We start from the raw sequence: 22,197 nt of genomic DNA on the forward strand, positions 1-22,197 counted from the left end.
TTCTTCCGCTCGGTCATGGGCGGGCCGTCACGGCCTTCTCTCGCGCAGGACGCAGAACTCGTTCCCTTCCGGATCGGCCAGTACCACCCAGGGCTGCTCACCCTGCCCGACGTCCGCGTGGCGGGCGCCCAGCGCGAGCAGCCGTTCCACCTCGGCGCTCTGGTCGTCGGGGCGGAAGTCCAGGTGGAGCCGATTCTTGCGGGTCTTGCCCTCCTTCACCGGCTCGAAAATGATTCCGGGAAGACTTTCTGAGGTCGGGCGGATCTCGAACTCCTCCCAGGAGTCGTTCAGCACCTCCCAGCCGAGCGCCTCGGCCCACCAGCGGCCCAGGGCCACCGGGTCGGCCGCGTCCATCACTACCTGCTCCCACGTGAGGCTCATGAACGCAGCGTAGTGAAGACTGACCGGGCAGCACATGAGCGACGAAGGAGGGCGGTCGGCATGACGAGGCCGATCACGGCAGGCGTCGACGGATCGGACGAGAGCCTCGCGGCCCTCGCCTGGGCGGCCCGGGAGGCCGTACGGCGGGGGCGGCCGCTGAGGGTCGTACAGGCGTGGGAGTACGAGCCGCACGAGGCGCTCGACGGGGACCGTGACACGCAGGCGCGCTGGGCGGGCGAGGCGGTGTCCGCGGCCGCGCGCAAGGCCGCCGAGCGCCACCCCGGCCTGGAGGTGACCGCCGACGCCGTGGAGGGACCGGTCGTCGACCTGCTGGTGGCCGCGGCCGCCGCGGCCGAGCTGCTGGTGCTGGGCTCGCGCGGACACGGCCCCGTGGTCGGGTTCCTGCTCGGCTCGGTGGGCCAGCAGGTGATCGCCGAGGCCGCCCGGCCGGTGGTGCTGGTGCGCGCCGGGGACAAGGCGTCCGCCGAGGTCGCCGGGCACGAGATCGTGGTGGGCCAGCAGGGCGGGGTGGAGGACAGCGCGGCCGCGCTGGGCTTCGCCTTCGAGACCGCCGCCGCCCGCGGAGCAACCGTACGGGCGGTGCGTGCCTGGACGCTGCCGCCGGTGTTCGCCTACAGCCCCGGCTCCCTGAAGCTGCTCGACGACGCCGGCGGCCCCGAGCCGTTCGAGCGCAAGGCGCTGGCCGAGGCGCTGCAGCCGTGGCGGGACCGTTTCCCCGATGTGCACGTCGTCGAGCACATCGAGATGGGCAGCGCCGGTCAGGTGCTGCTGTCCGTGGCCGCCCGGGCCCAGCTGGTGGTGGTCGGGCGGCGCGCCCACCGCACCGCCGTCGGCGCCCGCATCGGCTCGGTCGCCCACGGCGTGCTGCACCACGCCCCCTGCCCGGTCGCGGTGGTCCCGCCCGCCTGACCTCGCCCGTGCCTCACTCGTGCGAGGGGGACTCCAGGGTCTCCCTCGCCTTGGGCAGGATGTTGTCCACGTAGTCCTTGACCGCGGTGTCGATGCCGATGTCGTGCTGGGCGCGCTCGGACAGGAACCAGCGGTGCTCCAGGAGCTGGTGGTAGATCTCCGCCGCGTCCATGGTGCCGCGCAGCTCCAGCGGGACGGCCCGCACGGTCGGCCGGAACACCTCGCGCACCCACCGGTGCGCCAGCACCTCCGGCCGGGCCGCGAGAGGGTCGCCGGGCGCGTAGTCGTCCTGGGTCGCCATCCAGCTCTCCAGATCGTTCAGCAGCCGCCGCGCCTGGTTCTCCTCGGTGTCCAGGCCGGTCAGCCGCAGCAGCTGGCGCTGGTGGTGGCCGGCGTCGACGACCTTGGGCACGAAGGTGACCGTGTCGCCGTTGGAGGAGTGCTCGATCTGCATCTCGGCCACGTCGAAACCGAGGTCGTTGAGCCGGCGGATACGGCGCTCGATGTAGTGGTACTTGCCCGCCGGGTACACCGAGACGCGGGTCAGCTCCTTCCACAGCTCGCCGTAGCGGGCGCAGATCTCCATGCCGAACTCGATCGGGTCCACCGACGGGTGCAGCGCCCCCGACGCCTCCAGGTCCAGCAGCTCGCCGCTGATGTTGACGCGTGCCAGATCGAGGTCGTAGTCGCGCTGGCCGGGGCTGAGCCGGGCGTGCAGCTCGCCGGTCTCGGCGTCCACCAGGTAGGCGGCGTACGCGCCCGCGTCCCGCCGGAACAGCGTGTTGGACAGCGAGCAGTCGCCCCACGCGAACCCGGCCAGGTGCAGCCGGACCAGCAGCACGGCGAGGGCGTCCATGAGGCGGTGCATGGTGGCCGGGCGCATCGTCGTCTCGAACATCGAGCGGTACGGCATCGATCCGCCGAGGTGACGGGTGATCAGCACCGGCTCCAGCGGCTCACCGGAGGTGTCCTCCCGCCCGGTGACCACCGCGAGCGCGTCCACCGCCGGGATGCCGAGGCGGTCCAGGTCGCGCAGCAGCTCGTACTCGCGCAGCGCGGGCCGTTCGGCGAGCTCCTTGACGGCGACGACCTCGTCACCGGCGCGGGCGTAGCGCACGACGTGGCGGGAGATACCGCGCGGCAGCGGCACGAGGTAGTCGTCGGGCCAGTCCTCCAGCGGGGTGTGCCAGGGGAGTTCGAGGAGCAGGGCCGGGTGCTCCGGGTTGGTGGCGCTGATGTGCAAAGCCATGGCCCGACCCTAGACGCAGCCCGCCGGTCCCGGAACGGCCCGTTCACCTGCTGGAACGGGCCCCTGGTACGGCGTGTTCGCGGGCCCGGTCCGCGGCCGCCCGGACCGGGCCGCGGTGCGCGGGTCCGTGCCCGGGCAGCAACAGGTCGCCGTCCAGGGCCCCGATCCTCTCCAGCGAGGTAAGGGCGCGGGCGCTCTCGTGGTGGAACATGTCCAGCAGCATCTGCGGCCCCTCCAGGCGGGAGGTGGCGTGGCCCGTCACCAGGGCGTCCCCGCCGAGCACCGCGCCGCGGTCCGGCAGATGGAAGACGCTGTGGCCCAGGGTGTGGCCGGGTGTGTGCACGGGCACGGGCCGGCCGGGCAGGTCCAGCGGGCCGTCGGACGGGAAGGCCGCGGGGGAGGCGACCGGCACCTTCACGGTGCCGCCGGCCCTGAGCGCGTGCACCGCCCACGGCAGCACGCCCGGCCGCCAGCCGTTGGCCAGGACCGTGCCGACGTTCACCTGGTGCAGGAACTCCCGGCGTGCGTGCGGGACTTCGGCCTCGTGCAGATACACCGGCGTGCCGTAGGTGGCGCGCAGATACTCGGCGGAGCCCAGATGGTCGTTGTGGGCATGGGTGATCAGCACGGCCGCGACGGCCTCGGGCGCGCTGCCCACCTGCGCCAGCGAGTCCAGCAGCCGCTCGCGGTCGCCGGGATAGCCGGTGTCGACGAGCGTGACGGCGTCACCGTCCTTGAGGATGACCCAGTTGGTGTTGCTGCCGTGCACCAGGTAGGTGTCGTCGGCGACCTGCTGCACATCGGCGCGCATCTTCGTCCCGCGTGGTGAGGTGGGATCGGGCGGGGACAGCAAAGCAGATCGCCGTCGTCAGCGGCACCTCAGCGCACTCCCTGCGGCCGGAACTGGATGCTGATCCGCGGTCCCGCCGCGCGCGTGCTCTTCGGGATGCAGTGCTCCCAGGTCCGCTGGCAGGAGCCGCCCATCACGATCAGGTCGCCGTGCCCGAGCGGCCGGCGCACCGCCCTGCCGCCGCCCATGGGCCGCAGCAGCAGATCCCGGGGCTCCCCCACGGAGAGGATCGCGACCATCGTGTCCTCGCGTGCGCCGCGCCCGATGCGGTCGCCGTGCCAGGCCACGCTGTCCCGGCCGTCGCGGTAGTAGCACAGCCCGGCTGTCGCGAACGGCTCGCCGAGCTCCTCGGCGTAGTGCGCAGTGAGCGCCTCGCGCGCCTCGGCCAGCACCGGGTGGGGGAGCGGCTCGCCCGCGCCGTAGTAGGCGAGCAGCCGAGGGACGTCGACGACATGGTCGTACATCTGGCGGCGCTCGGCACGCCAGGGGACCTCGGCCACCAGCTGTTCGAACAGCGCGTCGGAGCCGGTCAGCCAGCCGGGCAGGACATCGATCCAGGCGCCCGAGCCGAGCACCGTCCGGCGCAGACCGTCGAGCGGGGCGAGGCCCAGCTGGTCGGTCTGGTCGAAGAGGGAGCTCTGGAGGTGCATGGATCCAGCCTACCCCCTGATTCGAAAATACGTTCTATGAGTGCGGGGTCTTTCGATACAGCGGTGTATCGGATACGTTCCTGTATCGAACGAAGGGCGGCGGACCATGGCGACGGAGCCGAAGACCGGCGGACGGACGACCAGACGCCGGGTGCACACACGGGCGAACCTGCTCGACGCCGCGTTCGCCGTGTTCGCGGCGAAAGGATTCGGGCGGGTCTCGATCGAGGAGGTCTGCGAGGCCGCCGGCTACACCCGGGGCGCCTTCTACTCGAACTTCTCCAGCCTGGACGAACTGTTCTTCGCCCTCTACCGGCAGCGCGCCGAACTCATCGCCGAGCAGGTCGCCGGAGCCCTGGCGCTCGACGGGCCGGACCTGGACGTCGCCCAGTCGGTGGACCGCGTCACCGAGGTGCTGCTGCTCGACGTGGACTGGCTGCTCGTCAAGACGGACTTCCTGGTGCACGCCGCCCGCGACCCGGCCGTCGCCGAGACCCTGCTGGAACACCGGGCCGGGCTGCGCCGGACCATCGCCGACCGGCTCTTCCGCGCGCGCGGCCACACCGAACTGCCCGCCGTCCTGGGAGACGTGGACTCCGCGGCCCACGCGGTGGTCGCCGCGTACGACGGCGTCACCGTCCAACTGCTGCTGGACAAGGACGTCGACGGCGCCCGCGCCTGGCTCAGGCAACTGCTCACCGCGCTGCTGACCGACGGCAGCGGCACAGCCCACTGAGGGCCCACTTCAGGGAAGGGAACGCTCGCCCATGGACGCGGACGTCATCGTCGTCGGAGCCGGCCTCGCCGGACTGGTCGCGGCGCACGAACTCACCAGCCGGGGCCGCCGGGTCGCCCTGGTCGACCAGGAGAACGCCGCCGACCTCGGCGGACAGGCCTACTGGTCCCTCGGCGGGCTCTTCCTCGTCGACTCCCCGGAACAGCGGCGCCTGAAGATCAAGGACTCCTTCGACCTCGCCTGGAACGACTGGCAGGGCAGCGCCCAGTTCGACCGCACCGACGACGAGGACTCATGGGCCGTGCGCTGGGCGCGCGCCTACGTCGAGTGGGCGGCCGGCGAGAAGCGCTCCTGGCTCGACGGGCACGGCATCAAGCTGCTGCCGACCGTCGGCTGGGCCGAGCGCGGCGACCTGCGCGCCGATGGGCACGGCAACTCCGTGCCCCGCTTCCACATCGCCTGGGGCACCGGCACCGGCGTCGTCGAGCCGTTCGTCGCATACGCCGAACAGGCCGCGCGCGACGGGCTGCTCACCTTCCACCACCGCCACCGCGTCGACGAGCTGGTGATCGAGGACGGCACCGCACGCGGGGTGCGCGGCACGCTCCTCGCCCCCGACGACTCACCGCGCGGCGTCGCCTCCAACCGGGAGACCGCGGGCGAGTTCGAACTGACCGCCCAGGCAGTCGTCGTCACCTCCGGCGGTATCGGCGCCAACCACGACATCGTCCGCCGCTACTGGCCCGAGCGGCTCGGCACCCCGCCCGCCGAGATGGTCACCGGCGTCCCCGCCTACGTCGACGGCCGCATGCTCGACATCAGCGCCGAGGCGGGCGTCCGCCTGGTCAACCGCGACCGCATGTGGCACTACACCGAGGGCCTGCAGAACTGGGACCCCATCTGGCCCGGCCACGGCATCCGCATCCTGCCCGGCCCGTCCTCCCTGTGGTTCGACGCCCTCGGCCGCCGTCTGCCCGACCCCTGCCTGCCGGGCTACGACACCCTCAGCACGCTCAGGTACCTGCGCACCACCGAGGACATCGCCGGATACGACCACTCCTGGTTCATCCTCACTCGGAAGATCATCGAGAAGGAGTTCGCGCTCTCCGGCTCCGAGCAGAACCCGGACATCACCGCCAAGGACAAGCGGGCCGTGCTGCGCGCCCGCCTCCTCGGCAAGGGCGCCCCGGCCCCGGTGCAGGACTTCGTGCGCCACGGCGCCGACTTCGTGGTCGCCGACACCCTGGAGCAGCTCGTCGAGAAGATGAACGCCCTGACGGAGAAGGCGCTGTTGGACGCGGGCGCCCTGCGCCGCCAGATCGAGGCGCGCGACCTCCAGCTCGCGGGCCCCTACAGCAAGGACGCCCAGATCCAGGGCATCCACAACGCCCGCCGCTACATCGGCGACCGCCTCGGCCGCGTCGCCGGCCCGCACCGCCTCCTCGACCCCGAGGCCGGCCCGCTCATCGGCGTCAAGCTGCACGTCCTCACCCGCAAGACCCTCGGCGGCATCCAGACGGACCTCGACTCCCGCGCCCTCGGCCTCGACGGACAGCCCGTCGAGGGCCTGTACGCCGCCGGAGAGGTCGCCGGCTTCGGCGGCGGAGGCGTCCACGGCTACAACGCCCTGGAGGGTACGTTCCTCGGCGGCTGCCTCTTCTCGGGCCGCGCGGCGGGCCGGGCGGCGGCCCAGCAGACGGGCTGAGCGGGGGTCGGTGCCTTCCGAGAAGAAGGCCGCGCGGCTTCAGCGCCTTTCGAGAAAGACAGCCGCGCGGCTTCAGCCCTGTCCGAGGAGCCGGGCCAGCACCGCCGCATGGCTGTGCTCCGGCTCCTTCGACGCAGTCAGCAGCGTCACCGGGCCCCGCTCCGCCGACTCCCTCACCCCGTCCAGGAGTTCGGCCGCCTCGGGCGCGGCCAGCTCCGCCTCGTAGCGGCGCGCGAACTCCTCGTACGACCCCTCGCCCGCGTGGTACCAGCGGCGCAGCTCGGTGGACGGGGTGAGGCCCTTCGGCCACTCGTCCACCCGGGCCGCGTCCTTGGAGACGCCCCGCGGCCAGAGCCGGTCGACCAGGACGCGCACGCCGTCGTCCGGCTCAGGGGGTTCGTAGATTCGGCGTACGCGCACGCTCACGCGGGACCCTCCTCGGCCGACGGCTGCTGTCCGGAGCGTAACCCGGCCGGTCCGAGCCCGTTCCGGCTCACTCGGCCGACCGGGTGTCCCTCACGCCTCCCGCCGCTGACCTGCGCGACGGCGCCGCATCAGAAGCCGCCGCTCGCTCTCACTGGTTCCGCCCCACACCCCGATTCCCTGCGCCGTGTCCAGCGCGAACTCCAGACAGGCCTCCCGCACGGGGCAGCGCGCGCACACGCCTTTGGCCTGTTCCGTCTGCAACAGCGCAGGCCCCGAGGTGCCTATGGGGAAAAAGAGGTCGGGGTCGTGGTGGCGGCACTCGGCACGCTCTCGCCAGTGGTCCATCGGTGTCACCGCACTCCTCCAAGCCCTCCCGAATGCATTTACTCGCTCTCGGGTGACCTGTCCACGGTGGGCGAAACCGGAATTTCGGGCGGCGGCACCGGAGGGGCCGGAACGAGACCCAGGTCACACTCGCCGATGTCACAGGGCGCCGGGGTCGTCTCGTCCTAGGGGTGTAGCCGACGAACAACGACGAAGGAGCACATCCCGATGGAACCCCGTATCGACGCCCGTGCCAGCAAGGTCGCCATGAACGTCGTCAAGCACCTGGTCGCGGCGAACAAGGCGCTCCACGACTCGGGGCTGCCCGTCTCGACGCAGGAGCTGATGAAGATCCGCGCCAGCCAGATCAACGGCTGCGGTTTCTGCCTCGACATGCACGTCAAGGACGCCGCTGCCGCCGGTGAGGACCCTGTCCGTCTCGCCCTGGTCGCCGCCTGGCGGGAGGCCACCGTCTTCACCGAGGCCGAGCGCGCCGCCCTGGAGCTGGCCGAGCAGGGCACCCGCATCGCCGACGCGGCCGGCGGCATCCCCGACGAGGTCTGGGCGAACGCCGCCAAGCACTACGACGAGGAGCAGCTCGCCGCCCTCGTCTCCCTGATCGCGATCATCAACGCCTTCAACCGGATGAACGTGATGATCCAGGTGCCCGCGGGCGACTACACGCCGGGCCAGTTCGGCTGAACAGGGCGCGGGTCCACGGCGGCCGGCCGAGCCTCGGCGACGTGTCCGGCCGCCCGCCCGACGCGCCTGACGTCGGCGGGCTTCGGCGGCCCGGCCCACGAAGGTGCCCCGGCTTGCTAGTGTCGGCCTTCCTCCAGGCCGCGGCAGGCCCTCGACTTCCCTTGCGCGCGGGGGAGTTGCGGGTGCACGGGTACGGCGGTACGGGGTGGGGGAGGAGGGCCTGGGCGTGGGACCTGCCTTGGTTTTCGTGCACGGGATCGGCGCCCCGCGCGACCCCGACGCCGAACGGGCCTCATGGCTCGCGGCGCTGGCCGTCGGCGCCCGCCGCGCAGGCCACTCCCGTCAGGCCGAGGCACTGGCCCGGCGCGACCTCGACGACACGGTGTTCGTCCACTACGCGGACCTGTTCACCACCCCGCACGCCCAGAGCGCGGCCCCGCCCGCCGACCCGGCGTCGGCCGAGCTGTCGGCACACCTGCTGCGGGAGCTGATCGGCACTCACCTCGCCAACGGCCGGGATCCCGCGGAGGAGCGGATCCTGCTCCACGCGCAGGCCGAACTGACTGCCGTGTCCCAGGCCCAGGGCGGCGGCGATCTCGTACGGCGGACGGTCAACGTCTGCACCACACTGCTCGGCCTGCCCGGACTGCGCCGCGCCGGGGCCTGGGCGAGCGGCCGGCTCATGGCCGGCCACCTCACGCAGGTGGCCCGCTACCTGGCGCGGGGCGAGCCCGACGGCGAAGGGCACAGCCTCGACCGGCGCGTCCGCGAACGCGTCCTCGACGCCCTGGACACGGAGCGCCCCGCGGTCGTCGTCGCCCACTCGCTCGGCAGCGTCGTCGCTCTGGAGGCGCTGGACCAACACGACGGACACGTACCGCTGTTCGTGACGCTCGGCTCCCCGATCGGCATGCGCACGGTCGTCCTGCCCCGCCTGCACCCCAGCCCGCCGGCCACCCCCGACTGCGTCGAGAGGTGGCTCAACGCCTGGGACCGGGATGACATCATCGTCCCGCGCCCCCTGCTGGAGCACGACCTGCTGCCCAACGCGTCCGGCTGTGTGCCGCAGAGCGAGCGGGTGGACTCCGACGGCGTCTGGACCCACACCGCGACCAAGTACCTGGCCCACCCCGGTGTCGCCGGGCCCGTCGTGGAGGCGCTCCGGCATGCCGGGGAGAGGGCCTCCGCGTGAGCGCGCCCCGGCTGCTGCTGGTCGTGGCACCCCAGAACGCCGAACTCGGCCGGCTGGCCGAACTGGAGGGCGCCGCCCACGCCCTGGCCGAGGCCCTCTTACGGGACGACCTCGGCGGGTGCGCCCCCGCCGGCGCCGAAGGAGCCGCCCTGCTGTACGGGGCGGACGCAACCCGGGCCCGTATCGAGGCCGCGGTACGGGCCGCCGCCGAACGGGCGGGCGAGAGCGGCGCGACCCTGGTCCTGGCGTTCCTCGGGCACGGGATGGCCGGCGGCCGCTCCGAGCTGTACCTGATGGGCAGCGACGCCCGGCCCGACGTCGTGGGCTCGGCCGTGAACGTCGGGCATCTCGTCCTCCTGGCCGCCGAACAGCCCGGCGTCGACGGGGTGATCGCCCTGGTCGACACCTGCCACGCCGCGGGAGCCGTGCCCGACGTCAAGTCCCTGGTGGCGGGCGTGCGCGGTGGGTGCACCCGGGTGTCCCTCCTCATGGCCTCCGGCGCGGACCAGCAGGCGTACGACCTCGTCTTCAGCCGACGTCTCGTCGACGTACTGCGCCAGGGCCTGCCCGGAGCGGGGGAGCGGGCGGGGGTCGCGGCGGTCAAGGAGGCGCTGCGGCTGGTCGTCCACGGCCAGGACGTGATCAGCCTGGAGCACGACGGCGACCACTTCGCCGCGGAGGGCCTCTGGCTGGCACACAACGCCCGGCGCACAGGCGGCGACCGCCCCGGACCCGGCCCGCTCGGCGCCGAGGACCTGCGCGCGGCCCTGGACGCGGCCGGGCCCGCCGTCGCCTGGCCGGACCCCTGGACCACAGGCGAACTGGACCGGGTCCGGCAGGAGCTCCAGCGCGTCGAGGCGGCCGGCCCCGCCCTGGCGCGCTGGGCGCTGAACGTCGTCGACGGCCTGCGCACCTGCCTGCTGACCCGGGCCTTCCTCACCTCCTGGGTGGGCGGCGGACTCACCACACCCCGGCTGCGCAGGGCCCTGCCCGCCCTGCCCACCGACGTCCACGCCGTACTCCCGGACAGCACCGGCAGCGCGCTGCTCACCGACCTCCTCGAACTGCTCGTCCTGCGCGCACCCCGGGTCGGTGACAGCGCCACCGCCCTGCTCACCCGGTTCGTGGCAGCGCTGGGTGCCGACGCCGGTCTCGACCTGGGCGCGCCCGAGGTGACCGCCTGGGCCGACTCGTGCGGTGCCCGCGTCGAACTCAACGACGCCCGCGAGGAGCTGACCCGGGGCCGGGCCGCCGGCCGGCTGCGGCTGGTGGTCGGCCTGCACGCGACGGTCGCCGACGACTGGCCCGAGTCGCTCGGCCTGTGGCTGCTGGACGGCGGAGAGGTGTGCGAGCGCGCGGAGGTCCCCTGCGCGCCGACCCAGACGGCGGTCGAGGCCGGCGTCGGCGAGGCCGTCGCCTGGGCGCGACGCCATGCCCGGCGGCGCGGGGCTCCCCTGCGCCAGGTGGACGTCGCCGTGCCCACCGCGCTGCTGCTGCGCTGGAAGCCCGAGGAGACCGACTTCGGGGTGCGCCTGGGCGTCAACCACGACGTGGTGGTGCGCTGGAGCGTACGGCTGAACCCGCCCGCCCACCTGTGGTGGATCAACGACCACGCCCGCGCCGGCCTGGAACGGATGCGGGCGTGCGCCGCCAAGGCACCCGTCGACTGGCTGGCCGACCACGACACCGCGCCACCGCAGGACCTGGGCGAGCGGCTGCGCTCGGGCCGCTACACCCGCGCGGTCGCCTTCGCGCAGCGCCCGGCGCAGTTCAGGCAGTTGATGGAGCTGCTGCTGGCCTACGTACCGGTGGTGCTGTGGCCGGACGACGACAAGGACTTCCCCCGCACCCAGCAGGAGCTCCTCGACCTGTGCTGGGACCGCCTGCCGGCGGAACTCGCCGAGGCCTACCGACGGCGCTGGCAGGGCGGACCGGGCACACCGGCCGACCGGCTCGCCGACCTGCGGTCCGTCTGGCACGACGAGGAATGGCTCGACTTCTGCAGCTGGTTCGACGGCCACGACTCCGTACAGGAGAGCGTCAGATGACCTGGAGCCCCTACTACACCGGCGACGGCGTCCCCCGCGACGTGGAGCTCGCGCCCCCGCCGCCATGGCGGACCTTCCCCCGCCGCCCCATGGCGCGCGAGTTCCAACCGCCCCCAGGGCTGGTGGAGTCCGTCAACGCCGCCCTGCACCTGCGGCGGCCGCTGCTCGTGACGGGTCCGGCCGGCTCCGGCAAGTCCACCGTCGTCGAGCAGGTGGCAGGCGAGCTGAAGCTGGGTGCCGTGCTGCGCTGGCACATCACCTCCCGCAGCACCCTCACGGACGCCCTCTACCGCTACGACGCCCTCGGCCGCATCCACGCCCAGCGCCTCGGCCTGTCCGACGGCGTCGACGACATCGCCCCCTTCCTGCAACTCGGCCCGCTCGGCACGGCCTTGCTGCCCGCGGACCGGCCGCGCGCACTCCTGATCGACGAGGTGGACAAGAGCGACCTCGACCTGCCCAGCGACCTGCTCGACGTCCTGGAACGCGGCGAGTACGAGATCCCCGAACTCGCCCGCTACAAGGACGACGTCGTCGAGGTCCGGCAGTGGGGCGACGACGAGCGGCACCCCGTCGAGCGCGGCCGGGTGCGCTGCACGCAGTTCCCCTTCATCGTGATGACCAGCAACGGCGAACGCGACTTCCCGGCCGCCTTCCTGCGCCGCTGCGTCCGCTACACCATGCCGCCGCCCGACGTGCCCCTGCTGCGCCGCATGATCCTGGCCCACCTGAGCATCGACATCGAGGACGGCGGTCCGGTCCTGGAGCTGGTCGAGGAGTTCGTCTCCCGGCTGGACCGCGGGGACAGCCTCGCCGTCGACCAGCTCCTCAACGCCGTCCATGTCCTTGCCGGCGACGCCGCCCCGGACGACGGCCGCCGCCGGCAGCTGGTCGACCTGCTCCTGCGCGAGCTCTCCCGTGCCTGACGTCCTGTCACGGCTGCTGCACCAACTCGGCGTGGACGGGACGGCGGACCTGGACGCCACGGCCCTCGCCGAGGCCCTCTGGCTGGCCGCCACGCTCCGCACGGAGCGAGACGCGCCACCACCGGACACAGAACGGCCCGCACCCCGGCCCGGAACCACCGCCGACCCCACCCACCACCCACCGCAGGACCCCGCGGCGGCGGCCTCCCCACGCTCCGGCGCGGCCGTGCACGAGCGACGCCCCGGCAGCAGCGGTGCCGTGCCCGGTGAACCGGTCGGCGTCGCGGCCGGACGCGCCCTGCCCAGAGCCCTGGACCTGTCGCGCGCCCTGCGCGCCTACAAACGGCCCTGGCCGGCCGGCCTGCGCACCGAGCTCGACATCGACCGCACCATCGACGCGTACGCCCGCAGCGGCGAACTCGTCCCGGCGTTCCGCGCGGCCCCGGAGCGCTGGTTCGACCTGCTGCTGATCGTCGACCGGTCGCTGTCCATGCGGGTGTGGCAGGACACCGTCACCGAGCTGGAGCGTGTCCTGGACCACCTCGGGGCCTTCCGCCGACTGCGCACCTGGGGGCTGACCTTCGAGGACGCGCGGCCGGTCCTCCACGACCACCAGGGAGCCGTCGTGGGGCCCGACCATGTGCTCTCCCCGCAGGGCAGACGGCTCGTCCTCGTCGTCTCCGACTGCGCGTCCCCAGGCTGGTACCGCCCCGAGGTCTGGCACCGGCTGCGCACCTGGGCCCAGTCCACCCCGGTCGCCCTGCTCGACCCGCTCCCGCCGAAGCTGTGGCGGCGCACCGCGCTGGACCTCCCCGGGGTCACCGCCACCCAGGCCGTGCCCGGCAACGCCAGCACGACCCTCGGCTTCGCCGTGCCGCCCCTCCTCGACGACCCCGGTCATGACCCGCAGTGGTGGACCCCGTTACCCATCCTGTCCCTCAGCCCCCACTCCCTCGGCCGCTGGGCCCGCACCCAGATGCGCGGCGACCCCGGCGGCTGCGACGCGGTGCTGGTCCCGCCGACCGGCCGCGTGCCTCGTGGCCGACCCCGGCACACACCCACCCCCCGGATCGACCCGGTCCGCGCCTTCGTCCGCACAGCCTCCCCCGAAGCCACCCGACTCGCCCTCCTCTGCGCCCTGATCGGCCGCGTAGGCCTCCCCGTGCTCCAGCTCGTCCGCCAGGAACTCGTCCCCGAGGCCACCGTCGCCGACGTCGCCGAACTGATCACGAGCGACCTGGTGACCCTGCACCCCCAGGACGACGGCACCTTCGTGATCACCTTCCGCGAAGGCACCGAGGAACCCCTCCGACGCCTCCTGCCCCAGCACCAGGCCTGGCGCCTGTGCGCCCTGCTGGAGAAACACGTCGGCACCTCCGGCGTACCGGCGGTCCTGCACGACCCCGACGCTCTGCGGCTGCTGCCCGCCGAGGCCAGGCCGTTCGGCCAGGCGGCACGGGACGCGCTGCGGGCGCTCGGTGTGGAGGGGGGCGTTCCGGGAGTGGAGGAGATGGTGCAGGCCATCGAGTCGGCGACGGCCCGACTCGCAGGGGAGGGCGACGTCGACGGGATCGCGCGTGCCCTGTACGACGCGGCTGTTCCGGCGTTCGCGGACGATGTGGTGTTGTGTGTGCACGATCGTCTGCCGGCCGACGAAAACGTGCTGCTCGCAAGGGTGCTGAGCCTGTTCCATCAGAGCGACGACTTCCCGCAGTTCGCAGCGGCCCAACCCGACAGTGCGTTGACCCGGGTGATGAGCACGTCGGACCCCCTCTTCGCGGACTCACCGAGCGGCGTCCAGGCACTGCGCGACCTGTTCGGCCCCGGGCGGCCGACGGCCGGCGGCAAGCGGGCCCTCCTGGCACCGCTGCACACCAAACACCACGTGGTGGGCCTCGCCGTCTTCCTGCGTGGGGAGTCCCGAGCGCCGTTCCGCACCGACGACCTGTCGACCGCCGCTCGGCTGGCCGCGCCCACCGCGGTCGGCGTCCACGTGACGACCCTGCCCCTTCCGGAGGCAGCCCGCGTGCTGCAACGTGGCGCGATGCCGCCGCGCCTTCCGCAGACGAGCGGAGTGGACCTGGCGGCGCGCTATCTGCCCGCGACCGGGGCGGCCGAAGTGGGGGGCGACTGGTACGACGCGATCCCGCTGCCGCGCGGTCGCGTGGGGCTCGTCGTCGGAGATGTCGCCGGCCGTTCGATGGGAGCGGTGATGGCCATGGGCCAGCTCCGTGCAGCCGTGCGCACCCTGGCGGCCATGGACCTGACGCCGCACGAGCTGCTGCGGCACCTGGACACGCTGGCCAGTCACATCGAGCCCGACCGCATGGCGACCTGCCTCTACGCCGTCTGCGACCCGGCCACCCGACGCCTGTCGATCGCCGCCGCGGGACACGTACCGCCGATCCTGCTGGAGCCGGACGGCAGAGCCGGGATCCTGGACGTGCCGACGGGCCCACCGCTGGGCGTGGACGGCGTCGTTCCGGAGGCCGTCGAGGTGGAGGCGCCCGCCGGGTCGACGCTCGTGCTGTACACCGACGGTCTGGTCGAGTCCCGGACACGGGACGTGTCGCTCAGTCTCCGGCTGCTGTGCGAGACCCTCGGCGGCACCGGTCCGCATGTGCCGTCGTCCCTCGAAGCCTTGTGCGATGAGGCGCTCAGCGCGCTCCCGGCCGGTGACCGGGACGACGACGTGGCCCTGCTCGCCGCGCGGTTCCCCGGGCCCGCGGCGGACCGTGTCGCGCAGCGGGAGCTGAGCGGCGGCGACCTCCGTGCTCCGGCCCGGGCTCGTCAGATGGTGCGGACGGCGCTCGAGAACTGGGGCCTGGAGGAACTCGAGGTCCCGATGCTGCTGCTCGTCACCGAACTCGTCACGAACGCCGTGATCTTCGCGCCGGGCCGCCTCACCTTGCGGCTGGTGTACACGGACGTGCTGCGCTGCGAGGTCGGCGACGGTCTTCGGAAGCCGCCGCGCTTGAAGAAGGAAGGGGGCAAGGGGCTGCACCTGGTCGAAAAGCTCTCGGGCGCGGTGGGGCAGCCGCCCGGCCGGCACCGGCAAGGTGGTGTGGTTCGAGTGCGACCTCCCCGAGGTCACGCCCCCCTGAACGGCCCCTGGCGCAGGGCCCGCGCCGCCTCCTCCACCACTGCCCCCGCCAGCACGGCCAGCGCAGGCGAGTCGAGCTTCCACTGCTGCCAGTACAGCGGCACGTCCACCGGCCGGTCCGGGGCGAGTTGGACCAGACGGCCCGCGTCGAGCAGGGGGCGGGCCTGGGACTCGGGGACCATGCCCCAGCCCAGGCCCGCCGCGACGGCCTCGGCGAAGCCCTCCGAGGTGGGGACGTAGTGGCGGTCCGTGCTCGCGGGCATGCCCACCAGGCGGTGCACGAAGCCGTCCTGGAAGTCGTCGCGCCGGTCGAAGACCACGACCGGGGCGTGCGGGAGCACCTGCGTGAGCGGGCCGGCCAGATGGCGGGCGGCGAAGTCCGGGTGCGCGGCGGCCAGATAGCGCATCCGGCCGAGCGGGCGCACCGAGCAGCCCGGCACCGGGTCGGGGGAGGACGTCACCGCGGCCATGACGAGCCCCTCGCGCAGCAGCGCCGCCGTGTGGTCCTCGTCCTCGCGGTGCAGCTCGAAGAAGAGCCGGGGCTCCTGCCGTACGCGGACCAGGGCCGGCAGGAACCAGGTCGCCAGCGAGTCGGCGTTGACCGCCACCGACACCCGGGTGGCCTCCCCGGCTCCACGCATGCCCAGTTCGGCGCGCGCGTCCCGCTCCAGCCGGGCCAGCTGACGGGCGAACCGCACCACCACCTCGCCCGACTCCGTGGGCCGCACCGGCTTGGTGCGCAGCAGCAGCACCCGGCCGGTGCGCTGCTCCAGCGCCTTCACCCGCTGGCTCACTGCGGACGGCGTGACATGCAGCGCAGCCGCGGCCGCGTCGAAGGTGCCCTCGTCCACCACTGCGAGCAGGGTGCGCACCTGGTCGAGGGGTAGTTCCGGCAACCCGGCGTCCGTCTTCATGAGCGCTAAAGATACGTAAGAATCTTTAGCTGTACGCGTAGTGATCGCTTATTTAACGTCGACGCCATGAGCAACGCATTGTCCGCCGCGGCCGCGGGTTTCGGCACCGGCCTCTCCCTCATCGTCGCCATCGGCGCCCAGAACGCCTTCGTCCTGCGTCAGGGCATCCGCCGGCACGCCGTCCTCGCCGTCGTCGGCATCTGCGCCCTGTCGGATGCGTTGCTGATCACGCTGGGTGTGGCCGGGGTGGGCGCGGTGGTGGTGGCGTGGCCGGGCGCGCTGACCGCGGTCGGCTGGATCGGCGGGGCGTTCCTGATCGCGTACGGCGTCCTCGCCGGGCGCCGGGTGCTGCGGCCGCAGGGCGCGCTGAGCAGCGAGGGAGAGACCACGGGGTCACTGCGGCGCGCGGTGCTCACCTGCCTGGCGATGACCTGGCTGAACCCGCACGTCTACCTCGACACCGTCTTCCTGCTCGGGTCCGTCGCCGCCGACCGGGGCCCGCTGCGCTGGACGTTCGGGCTCGGTGCCGCGCTGGCCAGCCTGTGCTGGTTCGCCGCGCTCGGCTTCGGCGCCCGGCTGCTCAGCAAACATCTGGCCCGGCCGGGTGCGTGGCGGGTCCTGGACGGCCTGGTCGCCGCCACGATGATCACCCTGGGCGTGCTGCTGATCGTAGGCAATTGACTCAGACGACGCCCCGGCGGTGCAGCGTGTACTGCTCCATCAGCTTGGTGCGGGTGGACTCCAGCCGGTGCGCGAGGATCTCGGAGACGATCCGCACCAGGGTCAGCCCTAGCTGCGGGTCCTCCTCGCACAGCGCGAGCACGGGCTGCGCCTCGAACTCGTACGCCCGCACGGGACTGAATGCCTCCGCGCCGAAGTCCCACTGGTACGGCGGGAAGAGCCAGGACCAGCCGAGCAGATCGCCCGCGCCCAGGCTGGCCACGGTCACGCGCTGGAGCGATGTCACCTGCTGGTCGAGGGAGACCGCGCCGGAGCGGATGACCCAGAACCGGTCGGCCGTGCCGCCCGCCTCGAAGATGCGGGTGTCCTCGGCGAAGGACACCTCCCGGGCGAGCGCCATCAGCCGCTCGCGCTGCGGCGGGGGAAGGGCGGTGAGCAGTTTCGTCGCTTTGGTCATGGCGCGGGGCTCCTGCCGGGAGACGTTCCGGTGTTTTCCCTACGCCCATTTCAGCCGCGGTCGGCCGGAAGAGCACCTCGACGGAACGGGTTTCCGCGTCAGGGCAGAAAAAAGCCCTGGCCGGACGGGGGAAACCAGCCAGGGCAGATCATGGAGCGGCGCGGAGGACTCGGTCGTCGACTCCGTGACCACTTATGAGTGAACGATAAACCATTCACGAGCGCGTAACCCTCTGGAAACCGGGTGGAGTGACGGATTTCACTTCGTGACCCGGATGTGCTCCAGGCTGGGATCGGCCGCGTCGGGCAGGTTCATGCCCGCCGCGAGGCCGGAGCGCAGATACCGCAGCACCGGCTCGGTCAGCCGCTCGCCCGGCAGCACCGCCGGAATCCCCGGCGGATACGGCGTGATCATCTCCGCCGCGACCCGGTCGGCCGCCTCCTTCACCGGCACCTCCTCGGCCGGGCCGAAGAACGCGTCCCGCGGCAGACACGCCTGCGCCAGCCGCAGCCTGGCCGGCTCCGGCACCTCGACGCCCGGCGCCGCGGGCAGCCCGGGCGCCGCCCCCGCGAGATCCTTGAGCGCCATGACCAGCTCGCCGGTCGTCGTCTCGTCGTCGGCGTGGGTGATCTGCGCGCCGATACGGCGGTGATCGGTCAGATGCGCCTCGATCTCACGGTGCTCACGCAGCCAGTCGGCCGCCTGGTAGCCGGTGATGCCGAGACCCGACACGTCGATCACGCCCGGCAGCGGATCGACGTCGTCGGCCAGACCGGGCCCGCTGTACTCCTCGCGGCCCTCCATGCGCAGCCCGTCGATGTCCTCCACGGCCTCCCGCACCCGCGCCGCCAGCTCCAGCGCGCCGCCCATCAACTCCCGGCCGCGCAGCATCATCTGACGGCGCCAGCCGTCCATGCCGGCGTAGATCAGCACCGACGGACTGGTCGTGCCCAGCAGGTCGGCGCGCATCTTCAGCAGCTCGGGGGGCACCAGATCGCCGCGCAGATGGAACACGGAGCCCTGTTCCAGACCGGAGCCCATCTTGTGGATGCTGGTCACGCAGATGTCCGCGCCCGCGTCCATCGCCCAGGACGGCAGATCCGGGTGGAAGGGCAGATGCGCGCCCCATGCCTCGTCCACGATCAGCGGCACCCGGCGCCGGTGACACGCCTCGGCGATCCCTCGCAGATCCGCGCACGCCCCGTACGGCGTCGGGCTCGTCACCAGCGCGCCCTTCGCGTCCGGCCGGTGCTCCAGGGCCTTCTCGAACTGCTCGGCGGACGGCGGGTGCGCCAGATGCCGCTCGGCGTCCCAGCGGGGCTCCACCCACACCGGCTCGATACCGGAAAGGATCAGCCCCGACACCACGGACTTGTGCGCGTCCCGCCCGATCAGCAGCGGCTCGTGCGGCCCCGCCACGGCCAGCATCGCCGCCTTGACCGACAGGGAGCTGCCGCAGGTCGTGAAGAACGTGTGGTCCGCGTGCACGGCGTCGGCCATCAGCTCCTCGGCCCGCTCGAGCACCCGGCCCCGCGTGAGCCGGTCGTCCAGCCCGCCCGACGCCAGGACGTCCCCAAGGAACACCGCGTCCCCGAGCACCGCCCGCACAGCGGGGTCCGCCCCGCGCGCCTGTTTGTGCCCGGGCGGGGCGAACGCCAGCCTGCCCGAACGGTGGTAGTCGGCCAGGGCCTCCAGGACCGGTGCGCGTGTGTGATCGGCTGTCATCCGCGGCGGGTTCCCGGAGGCGCCGACGCCAATCAGCCGACCTTGGCCTGGCCCCGGCCCGGGCCCCGGCCCGGGTTCCGACCCCGGCTCCGGCCCGGGTCCCGGCCCCGGCTCCGGTCCCGACTCCGGCCCGGGTTCCGACCCCGGCTCCGGCCCGGGTCCCGGCCCCGACTCCGGCCCCGGTCCCGACCCGGTTTCGACCCCGGCCCCGGCCCCGGTCCGGCAGGGCACCCCGCCGGACCGGTCAAGGGCTCCCGCCGGCCCCGCTCTGCACGCTCGGTGCGTCCATCGCGTGGCTGCCCGGTTTCAGGATCTCGTCCAGGACCCGCAGCACCACCTCGTACGCCAGCCCGCGCATCTCCGCCTCGCGGGCCGCACCCGGGTCATGGGAGCGCAGTTCCTCACCGCGCGCCCGCCAGGTGCGCAGCTCCTGCGTCGCACAGGTCCTGCTCCGCTGCATCCGCCGCAGCAGTTCGTCAGCGTCCACGACATCGGTCATACGGAGCGGGTACCCGGCTCGGGCAGGTTTCTCAGCCCTGTCCGCGGGCGTCTTCCCCGCTTTCCACATGGGCCCGGACCTCGTCCGGCGTCAGGTACGAGTCGGTGTACTCGAAGTCCTTCAGCTTGGCCGGCTTGCGGGCCTGGAAGCCGGTGCGGACGAAATCGTCGCCCGCGACCGCGTTGAGCATCCAGTTGGTCAGCACCCGGGTCTTGGCGACATTGGTGCGCAGCGCGCCCCAGTGGTAGCCGCGGGCCACGGCCTGGGCGGGCAGTCCGCGCAGCTCGATGCCGAGCGGCTTGGACACGGCGTCCTTGCCGCCGAGGTCGACCACGAGGCCCAGGTCCTTGTGGACGTACGGCTGGAGCGGCTCCCCGCGCAGGGTCGCGATGACGTTCTCGGCGACCTTGCGGCCCTGCCGCATGGCGTGCTGCGCGGTCGGCGGGCAGACCGCGCCCTCCTCGCCCTTGGCCACGTCCGGCACCGCGGCCGCGTCACCGAGCGCGAAGACGCCGTCGTGGCCCGGCAGGGTCATCTCGGCGTTCACCGCGAGGCGCCCGCGCACGGTCTCCGCGCCGAGGGTGGCGATGAGCGGGCTGGCCACCACGCCCGCGGTCCAGATCAGGGTGCGGGTCGGCACCACCCGGCCGTCGGTGAAGGTGACCTCCTCCGGGCCGGCCTTGTCGATGGAGACGCCGAGGGACACCTCGATGCCGCGCCGCTGGAGGACCTCCATGGCGCTGCGGCCGAGCTTGTCGCCCAGCTCGGGCATCAGCTTCGGCGCGATGTCGATCAGATGCCACTTGATCAGGCCCGGGTCCAGCCGCGGGTAGCGCTTCACCGCGGCGTGCGTCAGCTTCTGCAGGCACGCGGCCGTCTCCGTACCGGCGTAACCGCCGCCGACCACCACGAACTGCAGCCGCGAGGCCCGCTCGGCGGGGTCCTGGCTCGCGTCGGCGAGGTCCAGCTGGGAGATGACGTGGTCCCGGATGTACGCGGCCTCGGCGAGGGTCTTCAGGCCGAAGGCGTGGTCGGTGAGCCCGGGGATGTCGAAGGTGCGGGTGACGCTGCCGGGGGCCAGCACGATGTAGTCGTACGGTTCGTTCACGACCTCGTCGGTGATGGTGCGGATCACGCACACCTTGGCCTTCAGGTCCACGCCGATCGCGCCGCCGGGGATGATCCGGGTGCGGTACTTCTTGCTGCGGCGCAGCGACAGCGCGATCGACTGCGGCGTCAGCACGCCGGAGGCGACCTGGGGCAGCAGCGGCAGATAGAGCTGGTAGGCGAACGGCGTCACCAGGGTGACGTCCGCTTCGTTCGGGGCGAGCCTGCGCTCCAGTCGCCGTACGCACTCCACGCCGGCGAAGCCTGCGCCCACCACCAGGATCCTGGGTCGTGTCACGGTGTCCATCCCTTTCCGCGCTTCCAGGCGGTCTTTTCCGCTGACGCCATGCGCCTGCCCCTGGATCGCTGCCTCGCACCTCACTGATCCCACCGTGTCCCGAGCGGGCTCGCCAGCCGAGTGAGGCAGGCTGGCGAATCCGCGGGGCACCAGCATGCAACGCATGGGGCGTCCGCGTACCCGATCAACGGGATCTCGTACGGACTTTCCACGAGTCGATCATTCATGCCAACGGGCTGACGGCGCGGCTCGGCCGTCACTCCTGCTCGGTGATCGCGCGGATGGCCTCCCGCTGGATCCGGGCCGAGCGGCGGAGGAAGTCGAGCACGACGGCGAGCTCCGCGTCCGAGTACTCGGCGTACAGCCCCGCGAGTTCAGCGGCGAACGGCGCGAAGAGCGGCGCGAACCGGGCCTCCGCCTGCGGGTCGGCCTCCACGTTGACCCGTCTGCCGTCCTGCGGGTCCCTCACCCGGCGGGCGAAGCCCTTGCGCTCCAGCCGGTCGATCAGCCCGGTCACGGAAGCCGGTGCGAGACCGGTCAGTTCACCGAGCTCCCCGGCGCTCAGCGCGCCCGAACGCTGGAGCAGGTCGAGCGTCTTCTCCTCCACCGGGCTGAGCTCCATCCGGGCGCTGATCGCCGCGTGGTACATGACGGCCGCGTTGCTGTGCACGCGCCCCGCCTCCTGGAGTCCGGCGAGGAGTTCCTCCCTTGACGGCCCCATGCTGCCTCCTTATATTTAGTTCGGCCGAACGAAATAATAGCAGGCATCGAGAGGACGGGGATACGGCATGGACATCCAGGAAGCCCAGATCCGCGAGCTGTTCGCCGAGTACTGCCGGACATGGACGCAGGCGGACTCCGCCGGCTTCGGACGGCTGTTCACCGACGACGCCGACTACGTCTCCTACGACGGCAGTTGGGCGGCCGGTGCGGCCCGGCTGCGGGAGAACCACGACAAGCTGTTCCGCGGCGTGATCGCGGGCTCGGCCATGGTCGGCGAGATCGAGTCGCTGCGGTTCGTCAGCGACAGCGTCGCCGTGGTCGTCGGCAACGGCTCGGTGCTGATGCCCTGGCGCAGCGAGCTGCCCAGGCGACGGCTGTCGCGCCAGATCATCGTCTGCGTCCGCACGCCCGAGGGCTGGCGGATCGCCGCGATCCAGAACGGCCGGCAGCGACCGGTGACCATCCCCGAGCCGGACTCGATGCCGTCGAGAATGTCCCGGGCCCTGACCCGCCTGGCCCGGCGCCTCGGCCTGGGCAGGGCCCGCGACGTCACCCTGCCGGCGGTCTGAAG

21 protein-coding genes and 1 pseudogene are annotated in these 22,197 nt (G+C 72.8%); 10 read left to right on the top strand and 12 right to left on the bottom strand.

Annotated elements, in window-relative coordinates; all coding sequences use genetic code 11:
- Nucleotides 1-27: 27 nt before the first annotated feature.
- Complete coding sequence (locus RKD23_RS34680; protein ID WP_424857306.1) at nt 28-381, bottom strand: VOC family protein; 354 nt, start codon at nt 379-381, stop codon at nt 28-30.
- 60 nt (nt 382-441) lie between these two features.
- On the opposite strand from RKD23_RS34680, the gene RKD23_RS34685 reads away from it, so the two are divergent.
- Nucleotides 442-1,311, top strand: a complete 870-nt coding sequence (locus RKD23_RS34685; protein ID WP_424857307.1) for a universal stress protein — start codon at nt 442-444, stop codon at nt 1,309-1,311.
- 13 nt (nt 1,312-1,324) lie between these two features.
- Here the strand turns inward: RKD23_RS34685 and RKD23_RS34690 are convergent, their stop codons facing one another.
- The 3 genes from RKD23_RS34690 to RKD23_RS34700 form a co-directional block, all read right to left on the bottom strand.
- Complete coding sequence (locus RKD23_RS34690) at nt 1,325-2,560, bottom strand: DUF4032 domain-containing protein (protein ID WP_424857308.1); 1,236 nt, start codon at nt 2,558-2,560, stop codon at nt 1,325-1,327.
- Nucleotides 2,561-2,603: 43 nt separating this feature from the next.
- A complete protein-coding gene (locus RKD23_RS34695) occupies nt 2,604-3,371 on the bottom strand; it encodes an MBL fold metallo-hydrolase (protein ID WP_424857309.1) in 768 nt (255 codons plus the stop codon).
- Nucleotides 3,372-3,439: 68 nt separating this feature from the next.
- Nucleotides 3,440-4,060 (bottom strand): alpha-ketoglutarate-dependent dioxygenase AlkB, encoded by a 621-nt coding sequence (locus RKD23_RS34700; RefSeq protein ID WP_424857310.1) that lies wholly within the window; start codon nt 4,058-4,060, stop codon nt 3,440-3,442.
- Between the two features lie 106 nt (nt 4,061-4,166).
- Here RKD23_RS34700 and RKD23_RS34705 point away from each other — a divergent pair, with 106 nt between their 5' ends.
- Nucleotides 4,167-4,796: a TetR/AcrR family transcriptional regulator gene (locus RKD23_RS34705; protein WP_424857311.1), complete on the top strand. Its 630-nt coding sequence runs from the start codon at nt 4,167-4,169 to the stop codon at nt 4,794-4,796.
- Between the two features lie 31 nt (nt 4,797-4,827).
- Nucleotides 4,828-6,501 (top strand): FAD-binding dehydrogenase, encoded by a 1,674-nt coding sequence (locus tag RKD23_RS34710; protein WP_424857312.1) that lies wholly within the window; start codon nt 4,828-4,830, stop codon nt 6,499-6,501.
- Between the two features lie 72 nt (nt 6,502-6,573).
- Here RKD23_RS34710 and RKD23_RS34715 read toward each other — a convergent pair whose 3' ends face one another.
- Together RKD23_RS34715 and RKD23_RS34720 are read right to left on the bottom strand one after the other, a co-directional pair.
- A complete protein-coding gene (locus RKD23_RS34715) occupies nt 6,574-6,927 on the bottom strand; it encodes a DUF488 domain-containing protein (RefSeq protein WP_424857313.1) in 354 nt (117 codons plus the stop codon).
- A 90-nt stretch (nt 6,928-7,017) separates the two neighbouring features.
- On the bottom strand, nt 7,018-7,272 hold the full coding sequence (locus tag RKD23_RS34720; protein ID WP_424857314.1) for a WhiB family transcriptional regulator: 255 nt from the start codon (nt 7,270-7,272) through the stop codon (nt 7,018-7,020).
- A gap of 207 nt (nt 7,273-7,479) precedes the next feature.
- Here RKD23_RS34720 and RKD23_RS34725 point away from each other — a divergent pair, with 207 nt between their 5' ends.
- The 5 genes and pseudogenes from RKD23_RS34725 to RKD23_RS34745 all read left to right on the top strand — a co-directional run.
- Nucleotides 7,480-7,953: a carboxymuconolactone decarboxylase family protein gene (locus RKD23_RS34725; RefSeq protein WP_424857315.1), complete on the top strand. Its 474-nt coding sequence runs from the start codon at nt 7,480-7,482 to the stop codon at nt 7,951-7,953.
- Between the two features lie 226 nt (nt 7,954-8,179).
- Nucleotides 8,180-9,145 carry an alpha/beta hydrolase gene (locus RKD23_RS34730; RefSeq protein ID WP_424857316.1) on the top strand — a complete coding sequence of 322 codons (966 nt, stop codon included), beginning with the start codon at nt 8,180-8,182 and terminating at the stop codon, nt 9,143-9,145.
- Nucleotides 9,142-11,193, top strand: a complete 2,052-nt coding sequence (locus RKD23_RS34735; RefSeq protein WP_424857317.1) for a hypothetical protein — start codon at nt 9,142-9,144, stop codon at nt 11,191-11,193. Before RKD23_RS34730 ends, RKD23_RS34735 begins: the two co-directional genes overlap by 4 nt.
- Nucleotides 11,190-12,119 (top strand): AAA family ATPase, encoded by a 930-nt coding sequence (locus RKD23_RS34740; protein WP_424857318.1) that lies wholly within the window; start codon nt 11,190-11,192, stop codon nt 12,117-12,119. Before RKD23_RS34735 ends, RKD23_RS34740 begins: the two co-directional genes overlap by 4 nt.
- Nucleotides 12,034-14,823: pseudogene (locus RKD23_RS34745) on the top strand (SAV_2336 N-terminal domain-related protein); the annotation flags it as partial. The gene RKD23_RS34740 and the pseudogene RKD23_RS34745, both read left to right, overlap by 86 nt.
- 386 nt (nt 14,824-15,209) lie before the next feature.
- Here RKD23_RS34745 and RKD23_RS34750 read toward each other — a convergent pair.
- Nucleotides 15,210-16,136 (bottom strand): LysR family transcriptional regulator ArgP, encoded by a 927-nt coding sequence (locus tag RKD23_RS34750; protein WP_424857319.1) that lies wholly within the window; start codon nt 16,134-16,136, stop codon nt 15,210-15,212.
- 66 nt (nt 16,137-16,202) lie between these two features.
- Here RKD23_RS34750 and RKD23_RS34755 point away from each other — a divergent pair, with 66 nt between their 5' ends.
- The gene (locus RKD23_RS34755; RefSeq protein WP_424857320.1) at nt 16,203-16,817 is read left to right on the top strand and encodes a LysE/ArgO family amino acid transporter; all 615 of its coding nucleotides are present in this window, start codon (nt 16,203-16,205) and stop codon (nt 16,815-16,817) included.
- Nucleotide 16,818: 1 nt separating this feature from the next.
- Here RKD23_RS34755 and RKD23_RS34760 read toward each other — a convergent pair whose 3' ends face one another.
- The 5 genes from RKD23_RS34760 to RKD23_RS34780 all read right to left on the bottom strand — a co-directional run bounded on the left by RKD23_RS34760 (nt 16,819) and on the right by RKD23_RS34780 (nt 21,624).
- On the bottom strand, nt 16,819-17,274 hold the full coding sequence (locus tag RKD23_RS34760; RefSeq protein WP_424857321.1) for a cyclic nucleotide-binding domain-containing protein: 456 nt from the start codon (nt 17,272-17,274) through the stop codon (nt 16,819-16,821).
- 258 nt (nt 17,275-17,532) lie between these two features.
- The gene (locus RKD23_RS34765) at nt 17,533-18,999 is read right to left on the bottom strand and encodes an aminotransferase class I/II-fold pyridoxal phosphate-dependent enzyme (RefSeq protein ID WP_424857322.1); all 1,467 of its coding nucleotides are present in this window, start codon (nt 18,997-18,999) and stop codon (nt 17,533-17,535) included.
- Nucleotides 19,000-19,243: 244 nt separating this feature from the next.
- Entirely contained in the window at nt 19,244-19,498 is a 255-nt protein-coding gene (locus RKD23_RS34770; protein ID WP_424857323.1) for a hypothetical protein, read from the bottom strand.
- Nucleotides 19,499-19,529: 31 nt separating this feature from the next.
- Nucleotides 19,530-20,912, bottom strand: a complete 1,383-nt coding sequence (locus RKD23_RS34775) for an NAD(P)/FAD-dependent oxidoreductase (RefSeq protein ID WP_424857324.1) — start codon at nt 20,910-20,912, stop codon at nt 19,530-19,532.
- Nucleotides 20,913-21,159: 247 nt separating this feature from the next.
- Nucleotides 21,160-21,624 carry a MarR family winged helix-turn-helix transcriptional regulator gene (locus tag RKD23_RS34780; protein ID WP_424857325.1) on the bottom strand — a complete coding sequence of 155 codons (465 nt, stop codon included), beginning with the start codon at nt 21,622-21,624 and terminating at the stop codon, nt 21,160-21,162.
- A gap of 67 nt (nt 21,625-21,691) precedes the next feature.
- On the opposite strand from RKD23_RS34780, the gene RKD23_RS34785 reads away from it, so the two are divergent.
- On the top strand, nt 21,692-22,195 hold the full coding sequence (locus RKD23_RS34785; RefSeq protein ID WP_424857326.1) for an SgcJ/EcaC family oxidoreductase: 504 nt from the start codon (nt 21,692-21,694) through the stop codon (nt 22,193-22,195).
- Nucleotides 22,196-22,197: the final 2 nt, after the last annotated feature.

The organism is Streptomyces sp. SAI-170 (genome assembly GCF_049739565.1).
Classification (GTDB): domain Bacteria; phylum Actinomycetota; class Actinomycetes; order Streptomycetales; family Streptomycetaceae; genus Streptomyces.

What these genes read in the sequence shown, in the direction of transcription:
- RKD23_RS34680 (WP_424857306.1), bottom strand. Translation starts at nt 381, where the DNA reads ATGAGCCTCACGTGGGAGCAGGTAGTGATGGACGCGGCCGACCCGGTG.
- RKD23_RS34685 (WP_424857307.1), top strand. Translation starts at nt 442, where the DNA reads ATGACGAGGCCGATCACGGCAGGCGTCGACGGATCGGACGAGAGCCTC.
- RKD23_RS34690 (WP_424857308.1), bottom strand. Translation starts at nt 2,560, where the DNA reads ATGGCTTTGCACATCAGCGCCACCAACCCGGAGCACCCGGCCCTGCTC.
- RKD23_RS34695 (WP_424857309.1), bottom strand. Translation starts at nt 3,371, where the DNA reads ATGCGCGCCGATGTGCAGCAGGTCGCCGACGACACCTACCTGGTGCAC.
- RKD23_RS34700 (WP_424857310.1), bottom strand. Translation starts at nt 4,060, where the DNA reads ATGCACCTCCAGAGCTCCCTCTTCGACCAGACCGACCAGCTGGGCCTC.
- RKD23_RS34705 (WP_424857311.1), top strand. Translation starts at nt 4,167, where the DNA reads ATGGCGACGGAGCCGAAGACCGGCGGACGGACGACCAGACGCCGGGTG.
- RKD23_RS34710 (WP_424857312.1), top strand. Translation starts at nt 4,828, where the DNA reads ATGGACGCGGACGTCATCGTCGTCGGAGCCGGCCTCGCCGGACTGGTC.
- RKD23_RS34720 (WP_424857314.1), bottom strand. Translation starts at nt 7,272, where the DNA reads ATGGACCACTGGCGAGAGCGTGCCGAGTGCCGCCACCACGACCCCGAC.
- RKD23_RS34725 (WP_424857315.1), top strand. Translation starts at nt 7,480, where the DNA reads ATGGAACCCCGTATCGACGCCCGTGCCAGCAAGGTCGCCATGAACGTC.
- RKD23_RS34740 (WP_424857318.1), top strand. Translation starts at nt 11,190, where the DNA reads ATGACCTGGAGCCCCTACTACACCGGCGACGGCGTCCCCCGCGACGTG.
- RKD23_RS34750 (WP_424857319.1), bottom strand. Translation starts at nt 16,136, where the DNA reads ATGAAGACGGACGCCGGGTTGCCGGAACTACCCCTCGACCAGGTGCGC.
- RKD23_RS34755 (WP_424857320.1), top strand. Translation starts at nt 16,203, where the DNA reads ATGAGCAACGCATTGTCCGCCGCGGCCGCGGGTTTCGGCACCGGCCTC.
- RKD23_RS34760 (WP_424857321.1), bottom strand. Translation starts at nt 17,274, where the DNA reads ATGACCAAAGCGACGAAACTGCTCACCGCCCTTCCCCCGCCGCAGCGC.
- RKD23_RS34765 (WP_424857322.1), bottom strand. Translation starts at nt 18,999, where the DNA reads ATGACAGCCGATCACACACGCGCACCGGTCCTGGAGGCCCTGGCCGAC.
- RKD23_RS34770 (WP_424857323.1), bottom strand. Translation starts at nt 19,498, where the DNA reads ATGACCGATGTCGTGGACGCTGACGAACTGCTGCGGCGGATGCAGCGG.
- RKD23_RS34775 (WP_424857324.1), bottom strand. Translation starts at nt 20,912, where the DNA reads ATGGACACCGTGACACGACCCAGGATCCTGGTGGTGGGCGCAGGCTTC.
- RKD23_RS34780 (WP_424857325.1), bottom strand. Translation starts at nt 21,624, where the DNA reads ATGGGGCCGTCAAGGGAGGAACTCCTCGCCGGACTCCAGGAGGCGGGG.
- RKD23_RS34785 (WP_424857326.1), top strand. Translation starts at nt 21,692, where the DNA reads ATGGACATCCAGGAAGCCCAGATCCGCGAGCTGTTCGCCGAGTACTGC.